At 71.8% G+C, this 18,833-nt stretch carries 15 protein-coding genes; 8 read left to right on the forward strand and 7 right to left on the reverse strand.

Annotated features, from left to right (window positions below; genetic code table 11):
* The first annotated feature begins 107 nt into the window (after nucleotides 1-107).
* The gene (locus tag WG212_RS13035; protein ID WP_337187531.1) at nucleotides 108-734 is read left to right on the forward strand and encodes a PEPxxWA-CTERM sorting domain-containing protein; all 627 of its coding nucleotides are present in this window, start codon (nucleotides 108-110) and stop codon (nucleotides 732-734) included.
* A 141-nt stretch (nucleotides 735-875) separates the two neighbouring features.
* Here WG212_RS13035 and WG212_RS13040 read toward each other — a convergent pair whose 3' ends face one another.
* Nucleotides 876-2,537, reverse strand: a complete 1,662-nt coding sequence (locus WG212_RS13040; protein ID WP_337187532.1) for a M28 family metallopeptidase — start codon at nucleotides 2,535-2,537, stop codon at nucleotides 876-878.
* A 69-nt stretch (nucleotides 2,538-2,606) separates the two neighbouring features.
* Nucleotides 2,607-3,410, reverse strand: coding sequence for a TetR/AcrR family transcriptional regulator (locus tag WG212_RS13045; RefSeq protein WP_337187533.1), 804 nt, complete (start codon nucleotides 3,408-3,410; stop codon nucleotides 2,607-2,609).
* Between the two features lie 192 nt (nucleotides 3,411-3,602).
* On the opposite strand from WG212_RS13045, the gene WG212_RS13050 reads away from it, so the two are divergent.
* From WG212_RS13050 to WG212_RS13065, 4 genes are read left to right on the forward strand one after another with little or no spacing between them, the layout of a single operon-like run.
* A complete protein-coding gene (locus tag WG212_RS13050; RefSeq protein WP_337187534.1) occupies nucleotides 3,603-5,036 on the forward strand; it encodes a TolC family protein in 1,434 nt (477 codons plus the stop codon).
* An 8-nt stretch (nucleotides 5,037-5,044) separates the two neighbouring features.
* Nucleotides 5,045-6,163 (forward strand): efflux RND transporter periplasmic adaptor subunit, encoded by a 1,119-nt coding sequence (locus WG212_RS13055; protein ID WP_337187535.1) that lies wholly within the window; start codon nucleotides 5,045-5,047, stop codon nucleotides 6,161-6,163.
* A gap of 3 nt (nucleotides 6,164-6,166) precedes the next feature.
* A complete protein-coding gene (locus WG212_RS13060; protein ID WP_337187536.1) occupies nucleotides 6,167-9,298 on the forward strand; it encodes an efflux RND transporter permease subunit in 3,132 nt (1,043 codons plus the stop codon).
* A 43-nt stretch (nucleotides 9,299-9,341) separates the two neighbouring features.
* Nucleotides 9,342-10,886, forward strand: a complete 1,545-nt coding sequence (locus WG212_RS13065; protein WP_337187537.1) for a tetratricopeptide repeat protein — start codon at nucleotides 9,342-9,344, stop codon at nucleotides 10,884-10,886.
* Here WG212_RS13065 and WG212_RS13070 read toward each other — a convergent pair.
* Together WG212_RS13070 and WG212_RS13075 are read right to left on the reverse strand one after the other, a co-directional pair.
* Nucleotides 10,883-11,863, reverse strand: coding sequence for a threonine/serine dehydratase (locus WG212_RS13070; RefSeq protein WP_337187546.1), 981 nt, complete (start codon nucleotides 11,861-11,863; stop codon nucleotides 10,883-10,885). The two genes, WG212_RS13065 and WG212_RS13070, sit on opposite strands and share 4 nt — an antisense overlap.
* A 5-nt stretch (nucleotides 11,864-11,868) precedes the next feature.
* Nucleotides 11,869-12,288 carry a VOC family protein gene (locus WG212_RS13075; protein ID WP_337187538.1) on the reverse strand — a complete coding sequence of 140 codons (420 nt, stop codon included), beginning with the start codon at nucleotides 12,286-12,288 and terminating at the stop codon, nucleotides 11,869-11,871.
* Nucleotides 12,289-12,476: 188 nt separating this feature from the next.
* Between WG212_RS13075 and WG212_RS13080 the strand changes: the two genes are divergently transcribed.
* Together WG212_RS13080 and WG212_RS13085 are read left to right on the forward strand one after the other, a co-directional pair.
* A complete protein-coding gene (locus tag WG212_RS13080) occupies nucleotides 12,477-13,763 on the forward strand; it encodes an adenylosuccinate synthase (RefSeq protein WP_337187539.1) in 1,287 nt (428 codons plus the stop codon).
* Between the two features lie 82 nt (nucleotides 13,764-13,845).
* Nucleotides 13,846-14,664 carry a response regulator gene (locus WG212_RS13085; protein ID WP_337187540.1) on the forward strand — a complete coding sequence of 273 codons (819 nt, stop codon included), beginning with the start codon at nucleotides 13,846-13,848 and terminating at the stop codon, nucleotides 14,662-14,664.
* Nucleotides 14,665-14,715: 51 nt separating this feature from the next.
* On the opposite strand, the gene WG212_RS13090 is transcribed toward WG212_RS13085, so the two are convergent.
* The 3 genes from WG212_RS13090 to WG212_RS13100 all read right to left on the reverse strand — a co-directional run bounded on the left by WG212_RS13090 (nucleotide 14,716) and on the right by WG212_RS13100 (nucleotide 17,825).
* Nucleotides 14,716-15,660 carry a DUF808 domain-containing protein gene (locus WG212_RS13090; RefSeq protein WP_337187541.1) on the reverse strand — a complete coding sequence of 315 codons (945 nt, stop codon included), beginning with the start codon at nucleotides 15,658-15,660 and terminating at the stop codon, nucleotides 14,716-14,718.
* Nucleotides 15,661-15,757: 97 nt separating this feature from the next.
* Nucleotides 15,758-16,174 carry a RidA family protein gene (locus WG212_RS13095; protein WP_337187542.1) on the reverse strand — a complete coding sequence of 139 codons (417 nt, stop codon included), beginning with the start codon at nucleotides 16,172-16,174 and terminating at the stop codon, nucleotides 15,758-15,760.
* A 1-nt stretch (nucleotide 16,175) separates the two neighbouring features.
* The gene (locus WG212_RS13100; RefSeq protein ID WP_337187543.1) at nucleotides 16,176-17,825 is read right to left on the reverse strand and encodes an alkaline phosphatase D family protein; all 1,650 of its coding nucleotides are present in this window, start codon (nucleotides 17,823-17,825) and stop codon (nucleotides 16,176-16,178) included.
* Between the two features lie 156 nt (nucleotides 17,826-17,981).
* Between WG212_RS13100 and WG212_RS13105 the strand changes: the two genes are divergently transcribed.
* Nucleotides 17,982-18,833 (forward strand): RluA family pseudouridine synthase (locus WG212_RS13105; RefSeq protein ID WP_337187544.1); only part of this gene is annotated, 852 nt, incomplete at its 3' end.

Here is an 18,833-nt window from a genome sequence, read left to right on the forward strand (position 1 = left end):
GCGTGCGATCTAGTTCATTTGAACGACGCACCACGCTTCGGATGCTTGCTACGGCGGCGGTCAGGTTCCCGGGTTCTGGGAACGCATGTCCTGTCCGGAGTATAAGAATGCACAAGATGATCCTCGCCGCGGCTGCCGCGGCCGCCCTGAGCGGCGCGCCGGCGGCCGCCCATGCCACAACCACGATCGACTTCGACGAGCACGCCGGTACGACGCTCAATCGCGGGATCGGCACGTCCTTCGAGTCCGGCGGCCTTCGTTTCGACTACAGCGGCGCCTCGCAGTTCTGGGTCTTCGGGACGACGCACACCTGGAACGCCGATCCTGGCGGCGCGACCATCCGCGCCGCGGACGGCGGCCTCGCCACCGTCAGCAAGGTCGGCGGCGGTGCTTTCGACCTGCTCTCCATCGATCTCGCCGACCAGGCCAACACCGGCTTCCCGGCCGTCGTGCAGTTCATCTTCTACTATGCGGACGACACCCTGGGCGAAATCTTCACGCTCGACACCCTTCAGGGTCTCCAGACCCTCACCCTCGACCGTCGTAACCTGATTTCATTCAGCTTCCGGGGAGTCGGGACCACGAGCACGCCGCAGTTCGACAATCTGGTCTGGCGTGAATCCGCGGTGGCGGCGGTCCCCGAGCCGATGACCTGGGCGCTGATGATCACCGGCTTTGCGGGCGTCGGCGCGGCGATCCGCCGGCAGCGCCATCGCGTTCTGCAACCGGCCTGACGGTCGGAGGCTCGAGGTGAAGGACGGGGAGGGGGGCGACAGCACCCCTCGCCCTTCCACGCGCCTCGTCGCGCCACGCGCCGCCGGGGCGCGCCTGAAGCCGGCTCGATCACCGGGAGCCGGCGCGACCGGTTCGGGCGTCTACCGCCGCATGGCCGCGGTCTTGTCGCGCTCGGCCTTGAACTCCGCGCCTTCCTTCCATTCCGGCCAGATGCGGCTGTCGGACAGGCGACGGCCCAGGCCGTAGAGCAGGGTCCCGTCGGCCACGAAGCCGCGCGGGTCCCAGGCCGGGTCGAACTCGTCCGCCGGCTGGTGGTACCTGTCGGCGTTGTAGGCCGCCCGCCAGGCCGCGCCCGTCTCCCGCCCGCCGTCGACGAGATCCTGTCCGCCGCCGAACGAGATGGCCGGCACGCCCTTCTTCGCGAAGGGGAAGTGGTCCGAACGGAAGAAGCTGCCCGCCTCGGGTCGCGGGTCGGGGCTGTAGTAGCGGCCGTGCGCCTTGCCGACGGCGACCAACTCGTCCTGCAACGTCAGCGGCGCGTCGCCCGAGGTGGTGAAGTCGCGCGCCAGGCCCGTCGGGCCGACGCCGTCCATGTTGATCACGCCGACGGTCCGGCCCAGCGGATAGAGCGGGTTGCCGACATAGTATTCCGTGCCCAGCAGGCCCTTCTCCTCGGCGGTCACGGCGAGGAACATCACGGTGCGCTGCGGCTTCGGCCCCCTGGCGAAGGCGCGGCCGATCTCCAGCAGCATCGCCGTGCCCGAGGCGTTGTCGAGCGCGCCGTTGTAGATGCGGTCGCCGCGGGCGTCGGGCGCGCCGACGCCCAGGTGGTCCCAGTGGGCGGAATAGATGACCCGCTCCTCCGGGAAGCGCGTTCCTCGCACCTGGCCCGCGACGTTCTTCGACACGACCTTCTCGGCCTGGACAGAATAGTCGGCGGAGAGGGCGACTCCCTTCAGGATCGCAGGCTGGAACGCGCGGGTCCGGGCCTCCTTCCTGAGCGTCTCGAAGTCGAGGCCGGCGCGCGCCATCAGGCCGGCGGCGACGTCGCGCTGGATCCAGCCCTCCAGGGGAACGTGCGCCTCCAGGGGGTTCGGGCGGATGATGTCGAAGACCTCGGCGGTGTTCGAGTTCCTGACCGTGGCCCAGCCGTAGGACGCCGGCGCCGTCTCGTGGATCACCAGGACGCCCAGCGCGCCGCGTCGCGCCGCCTCCTCGTACTTGTAGGTCCAGCGGCCATAGTAGGTCATGGCCTTGCCGCCGAAGTCGCCTTCTCCGGTCTCGAAGTCGGGGTCGTTGACCAGGACCAGCGCCACCTTGCCCTTGAGGTCCAGGCCCTTGAAATCGTCCCAGTCGCGCTCGGGCGCCGAGACGCCGTAGCCCACGAACACCACAGGCGCGTCCTTGATCGTCACCCGTTCCGCCCCGGTCTGCGCCGCGCGGATGGCGATCTGCTCGCCCTGGGTCCACGCCTCGGGTGCGCCCGCGACCGAGACGCCCACCGTCACCGGGCCATCCAGGGCGAACCGCGCCAGGGGCACATCCTGGGTCCATGCGCGGCCGCCTGCGGGAAGCGGGTCGCCGGCCGGCTCCAGGCCGGCGGCCTTCATCTGCTCGATCAGGTAGGCGACCGTCTTCTCCTCGCCGGCGGTGGCGGGGGCGCGGCCCTCGAAGGCGTCGGACGACATCACCTGGATGTCGCGCAGCACGCGTTGGGCGTCGATGGGCGGCGCGGAGGCGGCAAGGGCCGCGCCCGCCGTGAGGGCGGCCGTCGCGCCGGCCAGGAGGATTTCTCGAAACATGGCGACATCCGGATGGCGGAGACAGGGTGGCGAGACTAGAAAGACGGAGGTTCCGCCGCCAGTGCTGGTTCAGCCGGCGGTCGTCCCGGCCCGTCGGATCAGGGACTCGATGCCGTCGAGGACGAGGCTCAGGCCGAACTCGAACTTGTATTCGGGGTCGGCGGCGCCCCAGCCGGCCGCGCGGAAGGCCTCGCCCAGCCTGAGCACGCGGGGAAACCGCGCGGGGTCCAGCAGGTCCATGAGCGCCGGCTCGGCCAGTTTGAACCACTGTTCGTCGGTGAGCCCGCTCTCCCGCTCGGCCTCACGGGCGTCCCGCGCCTCCTTCATGGCTCCGATCAGGTAGTTGTGCATCGCGTCCAGGGCGTAGTCCTTGGTGAGATCGTCGAGGGGCGTTCCGTCCAGGGCCCGCATCGCCACCTCGTGATTGCCCACCAGGTTGGGGCCGAGCGGCGGGCGCCGCCCCATGAGGTCGAGTATCCAGGGGTGGCGTTCGGCCAGGCGCCAGCGCTCGCGCGCGATGAAGATCAGGGCCTCTCGCCAGCCGATGGTCTCGGGCGGGGGTGCGGCCGTCTCGCCCAGCACGCGGTCCAGCATCAGGCCGATCAGTTCGTCGCGCGATGGCACATAGGTGTAGAGCGACATGGGCGAGACGCCCAGCGCGTCGGCCACGCGGCGCATGGAGAGCGCCGCCACGCCCTCGGCGTCCGCGAAGGCGATGGCCGTGAGGACCACCTCTTCCGTCGAATGGCGCTGTTTCGGGCCGCGCCGCCCGGAACCCCTTCCCCCGGGGCTGTGGCCGCCCCAGAGCAGCTCGAGGCCGCGCCGCATGTCGCCGCCGCTCGCCCGGGGTTTCTCGCGGGATGTTTCGCTCATGACATCTGTTGCCTAGCCCCGCACAAAACACTTTACAAGGTACGGAGTTTCGGGCAGTCCCGCAGGCGAAGGGTCCTGAAGAGACTCTGCGGAGGCGACGTTCAAGTGTGCGCATTCTGCGGGCGCCGTTGCGTCAGGCAGGATCCTGAAGTTCAACAGCCCGTCCCGTCACGGAACGAGTCCACGTTGCGCATGCGCACACATTCCGCCACCCCCGCGATCCTTCCCGTGCTGGCGATCCTGCCCGCCCTGGCCCTCGGCGCCTGCGCGACGCGTCCTGCCGACACGGCCCTGCCGGCTGCCTATGAAGCCGCGGGCGCCGTCGCGCCCGCCGGCGCGATCGACCTCGACACCTGGTGGACGGTCTACGGTGATCCCGAGCTGACGACGCTGGTCGAACAGGCCCTGGCCCGCAACCCTGATGTCCGAACAGCGCGCGCGCGCCTGGACGAGGTGCGGGCCCAGCGGGTCAGCGCGGTGCTCCAGTACCTGCCCCGTGGGGACGCCACGGCCTCGGCGCGGCGCACCGACACCGATCAGATCTCCGGCACGGTCGCCAACATCCCCGGCTTCTCCACCAGCGGGGTGTCGAAGCAGGCCGGCGCCGACTTCAACGTGAGCTGGGAGGTCGATCCCTTCGGCCGCGGCTTCCTGGCCTATGCCGCGGCCAGCGCCGAGGTGGACCGGGTGCGCTTCGCCTACGAGGCCGCGCGCGCCCAGATCGCGGCGGCCACGGTGGATGCATGGCACCAGGCCCGGGGCCTGGCGATCCAGCTCGCCGACGCGCGCGAGACCGCCCGCATCCAGCAGGAACTGTATGACATGGCGGCCAAGCGGGCCGCCATCGGCCTGGCCGCCGGCGCCGAACCCGACCGCGTCGCCGGCGAACTCGCCCAGGCCCGCGCCCAGGCCGAGGCGTTGGAGGCCGAGCTCCAGATCCAGAAGCGCGCTCTCCTGATCCTGGCCGGCCGCATCGTGGAGCCCACCGCCAACATCGCGGCGCCGCCCGAGGTGGGCGAGGCGCCGGCCGTCCCCCAATCGCTGCCCAGCGACCTCCTCCAGCGCCGGCCCGACGTGCGCCAGGCCCAGGCGGCCGTGCGTTCGGCCGCCGACCAGAAGAAGCTGGCCGTGCTCGACTTCTTCCCCACCTTCGTGCTCTCGCCGGGAATCGGCTGGGCGCGGGTGGAGCAGCCCGGCTTCACCTCCGAGACGCGCAACTGGTCCATCGGCGGCTCGATCACCCAGCCGATTCTGTCGATCCCCAGCCGGATGGCCGACCTGAAGGCGCAGAACGCCCGCACCGAGCAGGCCGTGATCGCCTACGAGAAGACCGTCCAGACCGCGTTCCAGGAGGCGGAGGCGGCGCTGGTCGGCCTCGACGCCGACCGCCGCCGCGTGACGCTGCTGATCGACGGCGAGGCCCGCGCCCGGCGCGCCTACCAGGCGTCCCGCACCGGCTACGAGCGGGGCCTCACCGACCTTTCCACCACCCTCTCGGCCGAGCAGGCCTGGCGCGCCGTGCGCACCCAGCTTGCCGCAGCCCAGGTCCAGGCGCTACGCCGCTCGGTCCAGGCCTACAAGGCTCTGGGCGGCGGCTGGCCGGCCCAGGCTTACGCCGCCAGATGAGACGACGCATGAAGCTCGCCACCCCCCTCGCCGCGGCCGGCTGCGCCGCCCTGGCCCTGAGCGTCCTGGCCGGGTGCCGCCCGCCGCCGCCGAAGCAGACCGAGGCCGAGCAGGCCCGCACCGTCACCGTGGTCCGCGTGCAGCCCCGCGCCATCACCGGCGCGCTGACCGCCTCGGGCGACCTCCTGCCGCGCGAGGAGGCGGCGGTGTCGGCCGAGGTCGCCGGCTACCGCGTCCTGCGCGTGCGCGCCGACGTCGGCGACTATGTCCGCGCCGGCCAGACGCTGGTCGACCTCGACCCCGCGCTGCTGGAGGCCCAGATCGCCCAGGCCCGCGCCCCGGCGGCCCAGGCCGAGGACCAGGCCCGTCGCGTGGCCGACCTCGACGACGCCGGCGTCCTGCCGCAGGAGCAGATCGCCCAGCGGCGCTTCCAGGCCGAGGTGGCGAACGCCAACCTGCGCCAGCTCCTCACCCAGCGCCGCAAGCTGGCGGTCGTGGCGCCGGTCTCCGGCCTGATCCTGGAGAAGACGGTGCGGCCGGGCGACCTCTCGGGCGGGGCGACCGCGCCCTGGTTCCGGATGGCCCGCGACGGCCAGGTCGAGCTCTCCGCCGAGATGGGCCAGGCCGAGCTGGCCCGCGTGCGGCCCGGCCAGACGGCCACGGTGACCCTGGCCAGCGGCGCGACCGCCCAGGGCCGCGTGCGGCTGGTCAGCCCACAGATCGACCCGCAGACCAAGCTGGGCGAGGTGCGCATCACCCTGCCCGTGCGGCCGGACATCCGCGCCGGCGGCTTCGCGCGGGCGGTGTTCTCCGACGCCGCGGCCCAGGCGCTGGCGGCGCCCGAGACGGCCATCCGCTACGACTCCGACGGCGCCAGCGTCATGGCCGTGGGGCCGGACAACAAGGTCAAGCGGGTGATCGTCCAGACCGGTGTCCGAGGCGATGGCTGGGTGCAACTCGTCAAGGGGCCGCCTGAAGGCGCGCGCCTCGTCCAGAACGCCGCCGCCTTCCTGCTCGAAGGCGACCTGGTGCGGCCCGTCGAAGCGGCGGCGTCCGCCCCGCCCGCGGCGGCCCCGCCTGCGGCTGCGGCCGCGCCCCCAACTGCGCCCGCCGCCCGGAGGCCCTGAGCCATGAGCCACGGCTACGACCCGACCGGCGGCTCGCACATGCGCATTTCGGCGTGGGCGATCCGCAACCCGGTGCCGGTCTCGGTGCTGTTCATCGGCCTGATGCTGGCGGGGATGATCGCCTACTTCGGGCTGGCGGTGAAGAATTTCCCCGACGTCCAGTTTCCGGCCGTTTCGATCACCGTCACCCAGAGCGGCGCCGCGCCTGGCGAGATCGAAACGCAGATCACGCGCCAGATCGAGGACGCCGTCGCCTCGATCCCCAACGTCCGCAACATCCAGTCGACGATCACCCAGGGCGTCTCGTCCACCATGATCGAGATGGAGATCGGCGAGGACCTCCAGAAGAAGACCGACGAGGTCCAGACCCGGATCGACCAGCTCAGACCCAACCTGCCGCGGGAGATCGACGAGCCTCTGGTGCAGCGGGTGGAGTTCGACAGCCTGCCGATCACCACCTTCGCGGTCTCCGCGCCGCAGATGTCGGACGTCGAACTCTCCTGGTTCATCGACAACACGCTGTCGCGCGCCCTGCAGGCCGAGAAGGGGGTCGCCCAGATCCGGCGCGTGGGCGGCGTGAACCGCGAGATCAACGTCGTCATCGACCCCGACCGCCTGGCCGCCCGCGGCCTCACCGCCGCCCAGGTCAACAACGCCCTGCGCGCCGCCGACCTGGACGCTCCCGGCGGCCGGCTCGAGGTGGGCGGCCGCGAGCAGACCGTGCGCGTCCTGGGCGCCGCCGAGACCCTGGCCCAGCTTCGCGAGATCACCATCCCCACGGCGGCCGGCGGCTATGTGCGGCTGACCGACGTGGCTGACGTGGGCGACGGCGCCGGCGACGTCCGCGGCTTCGCGCGGCTGAACGGGCGGCCGGTGGTGGGCTTCCAGGTGATGAAGATCCGCGCCGCCTCCGACATCGCCACGGAAGACGCGGTGCTGGCCCGTCTGGAGCAGGTGGAGAAGGACAATCCCGGCGTCGAGTTCACCCGCATCTTCACCTCGGTGCAGGAGACCCGTGACAGCTTCCGCGCCACCCAGCACGTCCTGCTGGAGGGGATGCTGCTGGCCGCCTTCGTGGTCTGGCTGTTCCTGCGCGACTGGCGGGCGACGCTGATCACCGCCCTGGCCATGCCGATCTCGCTGATCCCCACGTTCTTCGTGATCAACATGCTCGGTTTTTCGCTGAACGTCGTCACCCTGCTGGCCCTGACCCTCGTCATCGGCATCCTGGTGGATGACGCCATCGTCGAGATCGAGAATATCGAGAAACGCGTGAAGACGGGGATGCGGCCCTACGAAGCCGCCATCGATGGGGCTGACGCCATCGGGCTCGCCGTCGTGGCGACGACGGCTTCCATCATCGTGGTGTTCGCGCCGGTCTCCTTCATGCCCGGCATGGTGGGGCAGTTCTTCCTCGAGTTCGGCCTGACGGTCTGCGTGGCTGTGGCGTTCTCGCTCCTGGTGGCGCGCCTGCTCACGCCGCTGATGGCGGCCTACTTCCTGAAGGCCACGAGCAAGCCCGCGCCGCGGCGCGAGATGCCGCGGTTCTACCGCCGGGCGCTGGAATGGGCGCTGGACCATCGGATCGTCGCCAGCCTGGGCGGGCTCGCGGCCTTCCTGGCCTCGACGACTTTGGTCTTCTTCCTGCCGTCGGGCTTCCAGCCGCCGGGCGACCCCGACTATCTGTTCGTCTCGGTCCAGGGCCCGCCCGGCGCCACGGCCAAGGACATGGAGGAGGTGGTCCAGCGCGTGACGCGCGTCGTCAAGACCCATCCGGCGGTGGACGACGTCTTCGCCGAGGTGGGCTCCTCCGGGCCGGCCAACCCGTTCGCGGGCGGCGGCGGGGGAAGCGACCTGCGCTCGGCCAGCCTCAACGTCCTGCTCGATCCCGCGCGCCGGATGCACGGCGACGACATCCGCGCGGCGCTCCGGCCCAAGCTGCGGGAAATCCCCGACGCCCGGGTCAGCTTCCTCGATTTCCAGGGCTCGGCCGGCTACCAGCAGATCCTCACCAGCGAGGATCCCGACCAGCTGCTCGCCGTCGCTACCGAGCTGGAGCGGCAGATGCGGACCCTCGACGTCCTGGCCGATCCGCGGCCGTCGGTGCCGCCGACCGGCCCGGAGGTGGTGATCCGGCCGCGCCATGCCGAGGCGGCGCGCCTGGGCGTCACGGCCGAGGTCATCGCCCAGGCCGCCCGGGTGGCCACGGTGGGCGACATCGACGCCAACGTCGCCAAGCTGACCGACGGCGAGCGGCGCATCCCCATCCGCATCCGCCTGCCCGCCGACGCCCGCGCCGACCTGGAGCGCATCCGTTCGCTGCGCCTGCCCACGGCGAGCGGCGGCGTGACCACCCTGGAGAGCGTGGCCGACGTGGAGTTCCAGGCCGGCCCGGCCCGCATCGAGCGCCTGAACCGCCAGCGACAGCAGACGGTCCAGGCCGAGCTCAACGGCATCCAGATGGGCCAGGCCGCCCAGGCCGTGCGCGGCCTGCCGATCATGAAGGCCCTGCCCGAGGGGGTGACGCCCGCCGAGACCGGCGAGCAGGAGGCCTTCACCGAGATGATGCAGTCGTTCGTCGTGGCGCTGTTCTCGGGCATCCTGCTGATCTTCGGGGTGCTGGTCCTGCTGTTCCGTTCGTTCTTCAAGCCGGTGGTGATCCTGGCGGCGCTGCCGCTGGCCATCAGCGGGGCGTTCCTGGGGCTCTTGGCGCTCAACCTGTCGCTCTCGATCCCCTCGCTCATCGGGCTCCTGATGCTGATGGGCCTGGCGGCGAAGAACTCGATCCTGCTCGTGGAGTACGCCATCGAGCGCGAGCGCGAGGGCATGACCCAGCGCGAGGCCCTGCTCGACGCCTGCCGCGAACGCGCCCGGCCCATCGTCATGACCAGCTTGGCCATGGCCGCCGGCATGCTGCCCACGGCGCTGGCGCTGGAGAAGGGCGCCGAGTTCCGCCAGCCGATGGCCGTGGCGGTGATCGGCGGCCTCATCACCTCGACGCTGCTGTCGCTGGTGCTGGTGCCGGTGGTCTACGAGTTCGTGGACGACTTCGAGAACTGGCTGAAGCCCAAGCTGGCCCGCTTCGTCACGCCCCGCGAGGCGGCGCGCGAGCCCATGCCGGAAGACCGCCTCTAGCGGAAGGGTCGACGGCGCACGCGGCGCGCCGTACCACGTCGGCATGCCGCCGCCGCTCTCCGCCGCCGACGTCCGCCAGCGCGCGGCGAAGCTCGAGCGGGCCGGCGATCTGGAAGGCGCGCTGGAGACCTATCAGGCCGCGCTGGCGCTGGCGCCCGACGACGCCGGCCTGCTGGCGGCCGTCGCCGCCCTGGCCGGCCGGCTCGGCATGCCGGAGATCGCGGCCAGGCTCTGGGGCCGCGTCGCCGTTCTCGATCCCTCGCGTCTGGACGCCGTCGATGGCCGGGCCGTGGCCCTGCGCGAGCTGGGCCGCTTCGACGAGGCGGTCGAGATCCTGCGCGGCGCGATCACCGCCCACCCCGCCGACGCGCGGCTCTGGAACACCCTGGGCGTCACCCTGGTCCAGCAGGGGCAGCCGGAGACCGCGCTCACCTTCTTCGACGAAGCCGTGCGCCTCGATCCGCGGTCGGCGACCGCCCTCTACAACCGGGGCGGCGCGAAGTTCGACCTGGGCGACCTGCCGGGCGCGGGCGCGGATTTCGCCCAGGCCCGCAAGGTTGCCCGCAAGCCGGCCGACGCGGCGATGATCGTGTTCGCCCAGGCCACCCTGCGGCTCGCGGCCGGCGAGCTGGGCGAGGGCTGGGACGACTACGAGGCCCGCTTCGCCCACGACCTTGCCGGCGCGCCGGTTTTCGAGGCGCCCGGTCGCCGCTGGCGGCCCGCTGATCGCCTGGACGGACAGAAATTCCTCGTCGTGGCCGAACAGGGCGTGGGCGACGAAGCGATGTTCGCGGGCGTGCTTCCGGACCTCGCCGCCGCGCTGGGACCCGAGGGTGAACTGCACATGGCGGTCGAGCCGCGCCTTGTCCCGCTGTTCGCGCGCAGCTTCCCGACGGCGCACGTCACCGCCCATGCCACGCGCACGGCCGCCGGCCGCCGGCGCAGGTCGGCGCCCGAGGTCCCGCGGGAGATCCAGCTCTGGGCGCCGATGGCCTCCCTCATGCGCCGCTTCCGCCGCGGTCCGGACGATTTCCCCCAGACGTCCGGCTACCTCAGGCCCGAGCCGGCCCGGGTGGCCCACTGGCGCGGCTGGCTGGGCGCGGGGCCGCCGGCCGTCGGGATCACCTGGCGCAGCGGCAAGGTGCTGGGCGACCGGCGCCGCTATTATCCGCCGACCTCGGACTGGATCCCGCTGCTGAAGACCCCCGGCGTTCGTTTCGTGAACATCCAGTACGGGGACTGCGCCGAGGAACTAGCCGCGTTCCGGGCGGCGACGGGCGCGGCGATCCTGGAGCCGCCGGGCCTGGACCTGCGCGACGACCTCGATGATCTCGCGGCGCTGACCGTGGCGCTGGACCAGGTGGTGGCGGTCGCCAACGCCACGGCGGCGCTCGCTGGCGCCTCGGGCGCGGCCCTGGCCCTGCTGGCGCCGCCGCACATCTGGACCGACCTCGGCGCCGATGCCGCGACGGGCCGCTGCCTTTGGTATCCGCAGGCCCGCCGGCTGACCCCTTCCGCGCCGGGCGACTGGTCCGTCCCGATGGCCCAAGCGGCCGCCCTGGCGGCAGAACGCGCGGTCGGCCGTTAGATCTCGTTGCGCAGGATTCGGGCGAACAGGCCCGGGTCGATGTTGCCGCCCGAGAGCACCAGGCCCACGGTCCGGCCGCCGAAGGTCTCGACCTTGCCGGCCAGCAGGGCGGCCAGGCCCGCCGCGCCGCCGGGCTCGGCGACCAGCTTCAGCGTCGCGGCGGCGTAGCGCACGGCTTCGGCCACCTCGGCGTCGGTCACCACGGCCATGTCGGCCACATGCCGCAGCAGGATCGGGAAGGTGAGCTCGCCGGGGGCGGGGCTTTCCAGGGCGTCGCACAGCGTCCGGCGCGCAGGCGTCACGGATCGCCGTTCGCCCGCCTGAAGCGATCGCAGGGTGTCGTCGTAGCCGGCGGGCTCGGCGCCGATCAGCGCCGTGGCTGGCGACAAGGCCTTCACCGCCGTCGCCACGCCGGCCAGCAGGCCGCCGCCGCTGCACGGCGCGATCACCACGTCCAGCGACGCGCCCAGGGCCTGCGCCTGGCGCACCAGCTCCAGCCCTGTCGTGCCCTGGCCGGCGATGATGTGCGGATCGTCGAAGGCGGGCACGATCACCGCCCCGCGTTCCTGCGCGATCGCCGCGGCGATCTGCTCCCGGCTTTCGGTCAGGCGGTCGTAGAACCGGACCTCCGCGCCATAGCCGGCGGTGGCCTCGGCCTTCACCTTCGGGGCGTCGGACGGCATGACGATCAGCGCCGGTACGCCCAGCAGGTTCGCCGCCAGCGCCACCCCCTGGGCATGGTTGCCGGATGAGAAGGCCACCACGCCGCGCGTCCGTTCCTCAGGCGTGAGCTGGACCAGCCGGTTGAAGGCGCCGCGGAACTTGAACGCCCCCACGCGCTGGAGCGTCTCGGGCTTGATCAGCACCCGCAGGCCCAGACGTTCGTTCAGCGCCGGGCTCTCGATCAGCGGCGTTTCCACCGCCCAGCCCTTCAGGCGGTCCGCGGCAGCCTCGATGTCGGCGAGGGCGACAGCCAGGCCGCTCATCTGGCGAACACCATCGCGTCGTCGGCGAAGGCCTTGAACTCCAGCGCGTTGCCGGAAGGGTCGAGGAAGAACATCGTCGCCTGCTCTCCGGGCTGTCCCCGGAAACGCACGTCCGGCGCGATGACGAAGGCCGTCCCCGCCGCCGTCAGGCGCTCGGCCAGCGCTTCCCAGTCCGGCAGGGTGAGGATCACGCCGAAATGCCGGACCGGCACGTCGTGGCCGTCGACAGGGTTCGTGCCGCCCTGCCGGGTCTCGTCCGGCGCCAGGTGAGCCACGATCTGGTGGCCGTGGAAGTCGAAGTCTACCCAGTCCTCGCTCGACCGTCCCTCGGGACAGCCCAGCAGGTCCCCGTAGAACGCGCGCGCCTCAGCGAGATCGCGCACCGGGAAGGCCAGGTGGAAGCGAGGGATGTCCATGATGGCTGGATAGCGCGCGGTTGCGCTCCGCGGAACCGCCGGTTGGATGAGCGTAGGCCTGTCGGCCCCTTGCCCGCGCAGCGCCCCTCCGCTAAACCCCCGCCCGCAATCGATCCCCGCGCCCCTGCCGAGCACCTGTCGAAGGGCTTGGGCGCGTTTCCCGGGCAGGTGGGGAGATCGTACCCGCAATGGCCAACGTCACCGTGATCGGCGCCCAGTGGGGCGACGAGGGCAAGGGCAAGCTCGTCGACTGGCTGTCGAACCGGGCCGACGTGGTGGTGCGCTTCCAGGGCGGCCACAACGCGGGCCACACGCTCGTCGTCGGCAACCAGACCTATAAGCTCAGCCTGCTGCCTTCGGGCGTGGTCCAGGGCAAGCTGTCGATCATCGGCAACGGCGTGGTGGTCGATCCCTGGCACCTGCTGAAGGAGATCGACGGCATCCGGGCCCAGGGGATCGAGATCGGCCCCGACCTGCTGGTGCTGGCCGACAACGCCTGCCTGATCCTGCCGATCCACCGCGACCTTGACCAGGCGCGCGAGGCGGCGTCGACCAACAAGATCGGCACCACCGGCCGCGGCATCGGGCCGGCGTACGAGGACAAGGTGGGCCGCCGCGCCATCCGCGTCGCCGACCTGGCCGACCGCGCCGCGCTGGAGGCCAAGGTCGACCGCCTGCTGGCCCACCACGCGCCGCTGCGCGCCGGCCTGGGCCTGCCCGAGTTCGACGCCGCCGCCCTGCTGGCCGAGCTGGAGGCGATGGCGCCCCAGATCCTGGCCTACGCCCAGCCGGCGTGGCTGAAACTGGACGGCATCGTGAAGTCGGGCAAGCGGGTGCTGTTCGAGGGCGCCCAGGGCGCCCTGCTGGACGTGGACCACGGCACCTATCCCTATGTGACCTCGTCCAACACCGTCGCGGGCCAGGCGGCTGCGGGCTCGGGACAGGGGCCGAAGGGACCGGGCTATGTCCTGGGCATCGTGAAGGCCTACACCACCCGCGTCGGCGAAGGGCCGTTCCCCACCGAACTGTTCGACGCGGTGGGCCAGCACCTCGGCACGGTGGGGCGCGAGTTCGGCACCGTCACCGGCCGCTCGCGCCGCTGCGGCTGGGTCGACGCGGCGCTGGTGCGCCAGTCGGTGGCGCTGAACGGCATCTCCGGCATCGCGCTGACCAAGCTGGACGTGCTGGACGGCCTGCCGACTCTGAAGATCTGCACCGGCTACCGGCTGGCGGGCGAGCCCATCGGCTACCTGCCCGCCGGCTTGAAGGCCCAGAGCCAGCTCGAACCCGTCTACGAGGACATGGAGGGGTGGAGCGAGACCACCCAGGGCGCCCGGTCGTGGAAGGACCTGCCGGCCAATGCGGTGAAGTACGTCCGCCGCATCGAGGAGCTGATCGGGGCGCCGGTGGCGCTGCTCTCCACCAGCCCGCAGCGGGACGACACCATCCTGATGCGCGATCCGTTCGTGGACTGAGCCGCCGCCGACCGGGCCGGCGTCAAACGCTTCTTTACGGACGGCGGGATACACCGTTCGGCGAAGTGGGTGGAGCGACGCTGTGTTCGACGGCGACAGACGTACGATCGAGAAGATGGCCCCGAAGCTGAAGCGGGTGCTGGTGGCCGACCCTGAGGCCGGGGCGGCGCGCCTGTTCACCGAGCTGATGCGCGAGATCTGCCACACTCACGTCTGGTCGGCGGCCGACACCGAACGCGCCATGAAGGTGGCCGAGACCTGCGATCCGCAGCTCGTCATCGTCAGCCTGGGCGACGAGCGGCTGGACGGCCTGGGCTTCGTGCGCAAGCTGCGCCGCTCGACCTGGACCTGCCGCAAGGCGCCGGTGATCACCATCACGGGCGCGGCCACGGCGGGCATGATCCTGGCCGCCCGCGACGCCGGCGTGCACGAATTCCTGCGCAAGCCCTACAGCATGAAGGACCTGATCCGCCGCCTGGAGGCCGTGACCCTTCGCGAACGGGACTGGGTCGAGGGCGTGGCCTACATCGGACCCGACCGGCGCCGGTTCAACTCGGGCGACTACGCCGGGCCCCTGAAGCGCAAGACCGATGGCTCCGAGACGCCGTACCAGCAGAAGATCAATCAGTGCCTGAAGATCATCCGCGCCGCCGTTGCCGCGGCCGAGACCGATCCCGACCAGGCCATGCGCGCCATGCTGGCCCAGGCCCAGCAGCTCCAGTCGATCGCCACCGACTTCCAGCTCACCCTGGCCGCCTCGGAATTCTATCGCTACCTCACCCGGCACAAGCAGAGCGGTCAGCCGCTCACGCGTGCGGTGGCCGAGACCTGGGCGACCCGCGTCCTCACGTTCCTGCCCAAGGACGCCGACGCCGACCGGAAGGCGCCCGAGGCGGCCTGAGGTCCATTCTGAGGACGCCTGCCTGGACGCCGGTTCCGAAGCCGGCGGCGCTCAAGGCTCCGGAGCCGCCTTGCGCTTCGGGATGAGGTGCAGGACGGCCACGATGATCGCGCCCACGACGAGGCCGACCACGGCCGACCCCGCGGCGAAGGCCAGCCAGCCCGTGACCGCGCCGACGCCCGGCGCGCCCGCCGCCCAGTGCGAGGCGCCTTCCACCCAGCGTGGGATCGGGGTGAGATGATAGTGCTCCAGACCGTGGACGACGATGCCGCCGCCCACCCAGAGCATCGCCGCGGTGCCCACCTTGGTCAGGATGTTCAGCACGACGGGCATGGCGTTCACCAGCAGTCGCCCGGTGCTCCGGGCCGCGGCGTTCGATCGCCGCGACAGGGTCAGCCCGATGTCGTCCATCTTCACGATCAGGGCGACGACGCCGTAGACCCCGATCGTGATGGCCAGGCCGACGACGGCCAGCACGGCGGCCTGCAATCCGATCGGCTGTGATGTCACGTCGTTGAGGGTGATGGCCATGATCTCGGCGGACAGGATCATGTCGGTGCGGATGGCGCCCTGGACCTTTTGGGTCTCCAGCTCCGCGGAGCTGAGCGCCAGCTCGGCGGGGTCCGGGCCGTGCGCCGTATGGAAGATCGCCTCGTAGATCTTCTCCGCGGCTTCAAAGCAGAGGAAGGTGGCCCCCAGCATCAGCAGCGGCGTGACCGCCCACGGTGCGAAGGCGCTCAGGGCCAGGGCGCCGGGCAGCAGGAACAGGAACTTGTTGCGCAGCGAGCCGACGGCGATCTTCGCCACGATCGGCAGCTCGCGGTCGGGCGTGAAGCCCACGGCGTAGCCCGGCGTCACGGCCGCATCGTCGATCACGACCCCGACGGCCTTCGAACCGGCCCGGCCGGCCGCCGCCGTCACATCGTCGAGGGATGTCGCCGCGATCTTGGCGATCGCCGCGACGTCGTCCAGCAGCGCGAAGAGGCCGCTTGCCATCGGTGTCGGGTCCCCATGCCCGGAGCCGCCCCAACGGCCCGCCCGGCAAGCGGTAGGGGCAACCGCGCCGGCCGTAAAGGGCGGGCGACGTCGCCGGTCAGGGCAAGACGGCCTCGGCCTCGATCTCGACCCGGGCGTTGGGGTCGACCAGCCCGGTGACGCCGACCAGGGTCATCGCCGGAAAATGCCGGCCGAGGGTGGCCGCCCAGGCCTCGCCCACCTGGGCGCCGCCGGCGTTGAACTCCGCCATGTCGGTGACGTAGGCGCGCAGGAGGACGATGTTGGGGATGTCCGCCCCGGCCGCCCGGACGACCGTCACCAGATTGGCCAGCGCGCGGCGCCATTGCTCGCCCAGGGACAGGTCCGGAGGGATCGGTGCGTCGCCTTCGCGGGCGAGCTGGCCCGAGACGCGGATCGTCGTGGCTCCGGTCGCGCTGACGGCGTGCGAGAACCCGCGCGGCCGCGCCCAGCCGTCTGGCAGGATCGCGCGGTATCCGATGTCTTCACCCGCCATGTCAGGCCTCCTTCAGTGCGGAAACACCGTCGCCTTCGGGGGCTGCGGCGTAGCTCTTCACCCCGGTCGTCTCGAAGGCCTTCGAGACGATGGTCGAGACGGCCACCATATCGGCTTTCGCGGCGTCGGGGGTCAGGGTGAGCAGGACGAAGCCCTTCGAGACCTGGTCGTTGAAGATCACCTCGCGGTTGGCCCGGACGATCAGGTCGCCGGCGTTGATACCCGGCGCGATCTCGCCGGCGCCGGGGCTGGTGATCCCCGTGGTCCCGAACTCGCACGCCACCCGGCGGCCGGACGCGTCGTGCAGTTCGTTGGCCCAGAACGAGTGGCTGTCGCCCGCCAGGACGACCGGCCGCGCCTTGGCCGTCGAGAACAGGCCGTACAGTCGTTCCCGACTTGCGGGATACCCTTGCCACATGTCGAGCGCGGTGGGGATGCCCAGGGCCGCGCCCTGCTCGTACTGATCCAGGCGGCGCCGGTTCTCGTCGGGAATGGTCGCGTACTGTTCGGGCGTCAGGAGGGCCTTCGGGCTGGGCGCGATGACCTGGGCCATGACCACCTGGTTCCCGATCACCTGCCAGGCGTGGCCCGCTTTCACCGACCGCTCCAGTTCGCCGGCGATCCAGGCCTCCTGCCGTTCGCCGAGCATCCGGCGCGAAGGGTCGGCCAGCCTGGCCTTGAAGGCCTCGATGTCGGGCTTGCCGTCGACGACGGGCAGGTCGCGCTCGAGGTTCAGTTGCAGGTCGCGCGCGCCCAGGCGCGTCTCGATCATGATCAGCGAGGCGAGGTCGCCGAAGTGGAAGCTGCGCTCCGAGGCCTGGACCAGGCCGACGCCGGGCGCCGGCTCGCGGATCGGCATCCACTCGTAGTAGGCTTTCAGGGCGCGGGCCTTGCGGGCGTTCCAGTCCCCCTCGGACTCGGACTGATGGTTCTGCGCGCCGTCCGCATAGCTGTCGTTGGCGGTCTCGTGGTCGTCCCAGGCCACGATCCAGGGCGCGCGGGCGTGCGCCGCCTGCAGGCCGGGGTCGGACTTGTACTGCGCGTGGCGGCGGCGGTAGTCGGCCAGGCTGACGATCTCGTGCGGCGGGTCGTGCGGCCGCTCGCCGGCCACGGCCGAGCTCATGCCATAGGTGCCCGGGCCGCCGTACTCGTAGATGTAGTCGCCCAGGTGCAGCACGGCGTCCACGCGCGGCAGGTCGGCGATGGCCTGGTAGGCGTTGAAGTAGCCGTTCGGGTAGAGCGAGCACGAGGCGACCGCCAGCACCACGTCCTTCGTCGGTCCGGCCGGCAGGGTCCGGGTGCGGCCCATCGGCGATCTCACGCCGCCCGCCTCGAACTCGAAGGTGTAGGCGCGGCCGGGGTCCAGGCCCGCCACGTCGATCTTGGCCGTGTAGTCGCGCCCCGGCCCCGTGATCCCGCTCCCGCTCTTCGCCCCGCCGGCGCGGCGGTCGATGGGATTGATCCGCCAGGTGAAGGTGACGTCCGCGCCGGGCGTCGCGGGCGTGATCCGGGTCCAGATCACCACCCGGTCCTGCAACGGGTCGCCCGAGGCGACGCCGTGCTTGAAGCTGACGGCGGAGCTTTGCGCCGCTGCGGGCGTCGCCGCTCCGAGGCCCAGCAGGGCCAGAGCCCTGCGCCGGTCGATCCGCATGTCCGTCACCCCCCGTCCGGCCCGTTCGGGCCGAGCCCTTATTTTGCCAGAACCATACCACAGGAGTACGACAGCCCGTGTCCAGCGGCTCGTGGCATGGGGCCCGCCGGGAACGGCCGCCGGGAAGGTGCGGAAGCAAAGCCGCCAAGGGGAAGCATGGGGTCTGAGGGAGAGGACGGCGCACGCCCCACGACCCTGGTCGTGACGCTGGCGGCGGGCGGCCGGATCGACAAGGCTCTGGCCGACGCCCTGCCCGACCTCAGCCGGGCGCGCATCCAGGCCCTGATCGCCGAGGGGCGCGTGAGCCTGGACGGCCGCCCCGTCGGCGACGGCAAGTCGAAGGCCCAGGCCGGCGACTACCGCCTGGACGTTCCCCCGCCCGAGCCGGCCGACCCGCGGCCCGAGCCCATTCCGCTGACCATCCTGTTCGAGGACGCGCACCTCGTCGTGATCGACAAGCCCGCCGGGATCGCCATGCACCCGGCGCCGGGCAGCGAGACCGGCACCCTGGTCAACGCCCTCCTGCACCACTGCGCCGGCGGCCTGTCGGGCGTGGGCGGCGTGGCCCGGCCGGGAATCGTCCATCGGCTGGACAAGGAGACGTCAGGCGTCGTCGTGGCCGCCAAGTCCGACGCGGCGCACCAGGGGTTGTCGGCGCTCTTCGCGCGCCACGACATCGAGCGGGTCTATGTCGCCTTCACCCGCGGCGCGCCCAGCCCGGCCCGCGGGACCATCGAGGGCGCCATCGCCCGATCGGCCCACGACCGCAAGAAGATGGCCCTGGTGAAGTCCGGCGGCCGCCACGCCGTGACCCGCTATACGGTGGCGCGCGCGTTCGGGCCGGCCGAGAGGCCCCTGGCGGCACGTGTCGTCTGCCGGTTGGAGACCGGCCGAACCCACCAGATCCGCGTCCACCTCGCCAGCCGGGGAACACCCTGCCTGGGCGATCCGGTCTACGGCTCGGGCGCGCCCGCCGGCCCGGTCCGCGCCGCTGTCGCCGAGGCCGGC

Origin of the sequence: Phenylobacterium sp. (assembly GCF_037189685.1) — a bacterium.
GTDB lineage: Bacteria > Pseudomonadota > Alphaproteobacteria > Caulobacterales > Caulobacteraceae > Phenylobacterium.

Excerpts from the sequence above, each read along its gene's own strand:
- WG212_RS13060 (WP_337187536.1), top strand. The coding sequence starts at position 6,167 with ATGAGCCACGGCTACGACCCGACCGGCGGCTCGCACATGCGCATTTCG.
- WG212_RS13100 (WP_337187543.1), bottom strand. The coding sequence starts at position 17,825 with ATGCGGATCGACCGGCGCAGGGCTCTGGCCCTGCTGGGCCTCGGAGCG.
- WG212_RS13055 (WP_337187535.1), top strand. The coding sequence starts at position 5,045 with ATGAAGCTCGCCACCCCCCTCGCCGCGGCCGGCTGCGCCGCCCTGGCC.
- WG212_RS13050 (WP_337187534.1), top strand. The coding sequence starts at position 3,603 with ATGCGCACACATTCCGCCACCCCCGCGATCCTTCCCGTGCTGGCGATC.
- WG212_RS13065 (WP_337187537.1), top strand. The coding sequence starts at position 9,342 with ATGCCGCCGCCGCTCTCCGCCGCCGACGTCCGCCAGCGCGCGGCGAAG.
- WG212_RS13040 (WP_337187532.1), bottom strand. The coding sequence starts at position 2,537 with ATGTTTCGAGAAATCCTCCTGGCCGGCGCGACGGCCGCCCTCACGGCG.
- WG212_RS13095 (WP_337187542.1), bottom strand. The coding sequence starts at position 16,174 with ATGGCGGGTGAAGACATCGGATACCGCGCGATCCTGCCAGACGGCTGG.
- WG212_RS13080 (WP_337187539.1), top strand. The coding sequence starts at position 12,477 with ATGGCCAACGTCACCGTGATCGGCGCCCAGTGGGGCGACGAGGGCAAG.
- WG212_RS13090 (WP_337187541.1), bottom strand. The coding sequence starts at position 15,660 with ATGGCAAGCGGCCTCTTCGCGCTGCTGGACGACGTCGCGGCGATCGCC.
- WG212_RS13045 (WP_337187533.1), bottom strand. The coding sequence starts at position 3,410 with ATGAGCGAAACATCCCGCGAGAAACCCCGGGCGAGCGGCGGCGACATG.
- WG212_RS13075 (WP_337187538.1), bottom strand. The coding sequence starts at position 12,288 with ATGGACATCCCTCGCTTCCACCTGGCCTTCCCGGTGCGCGATCTCGCT.
- WG212_RS13035 (WP_337187531.1), top strand. The coding sequence starts at position 108 with ATGCACAAGATGATCCTCGCCGCGGCTGCCGCGGCCGCCCTGAGCGGC.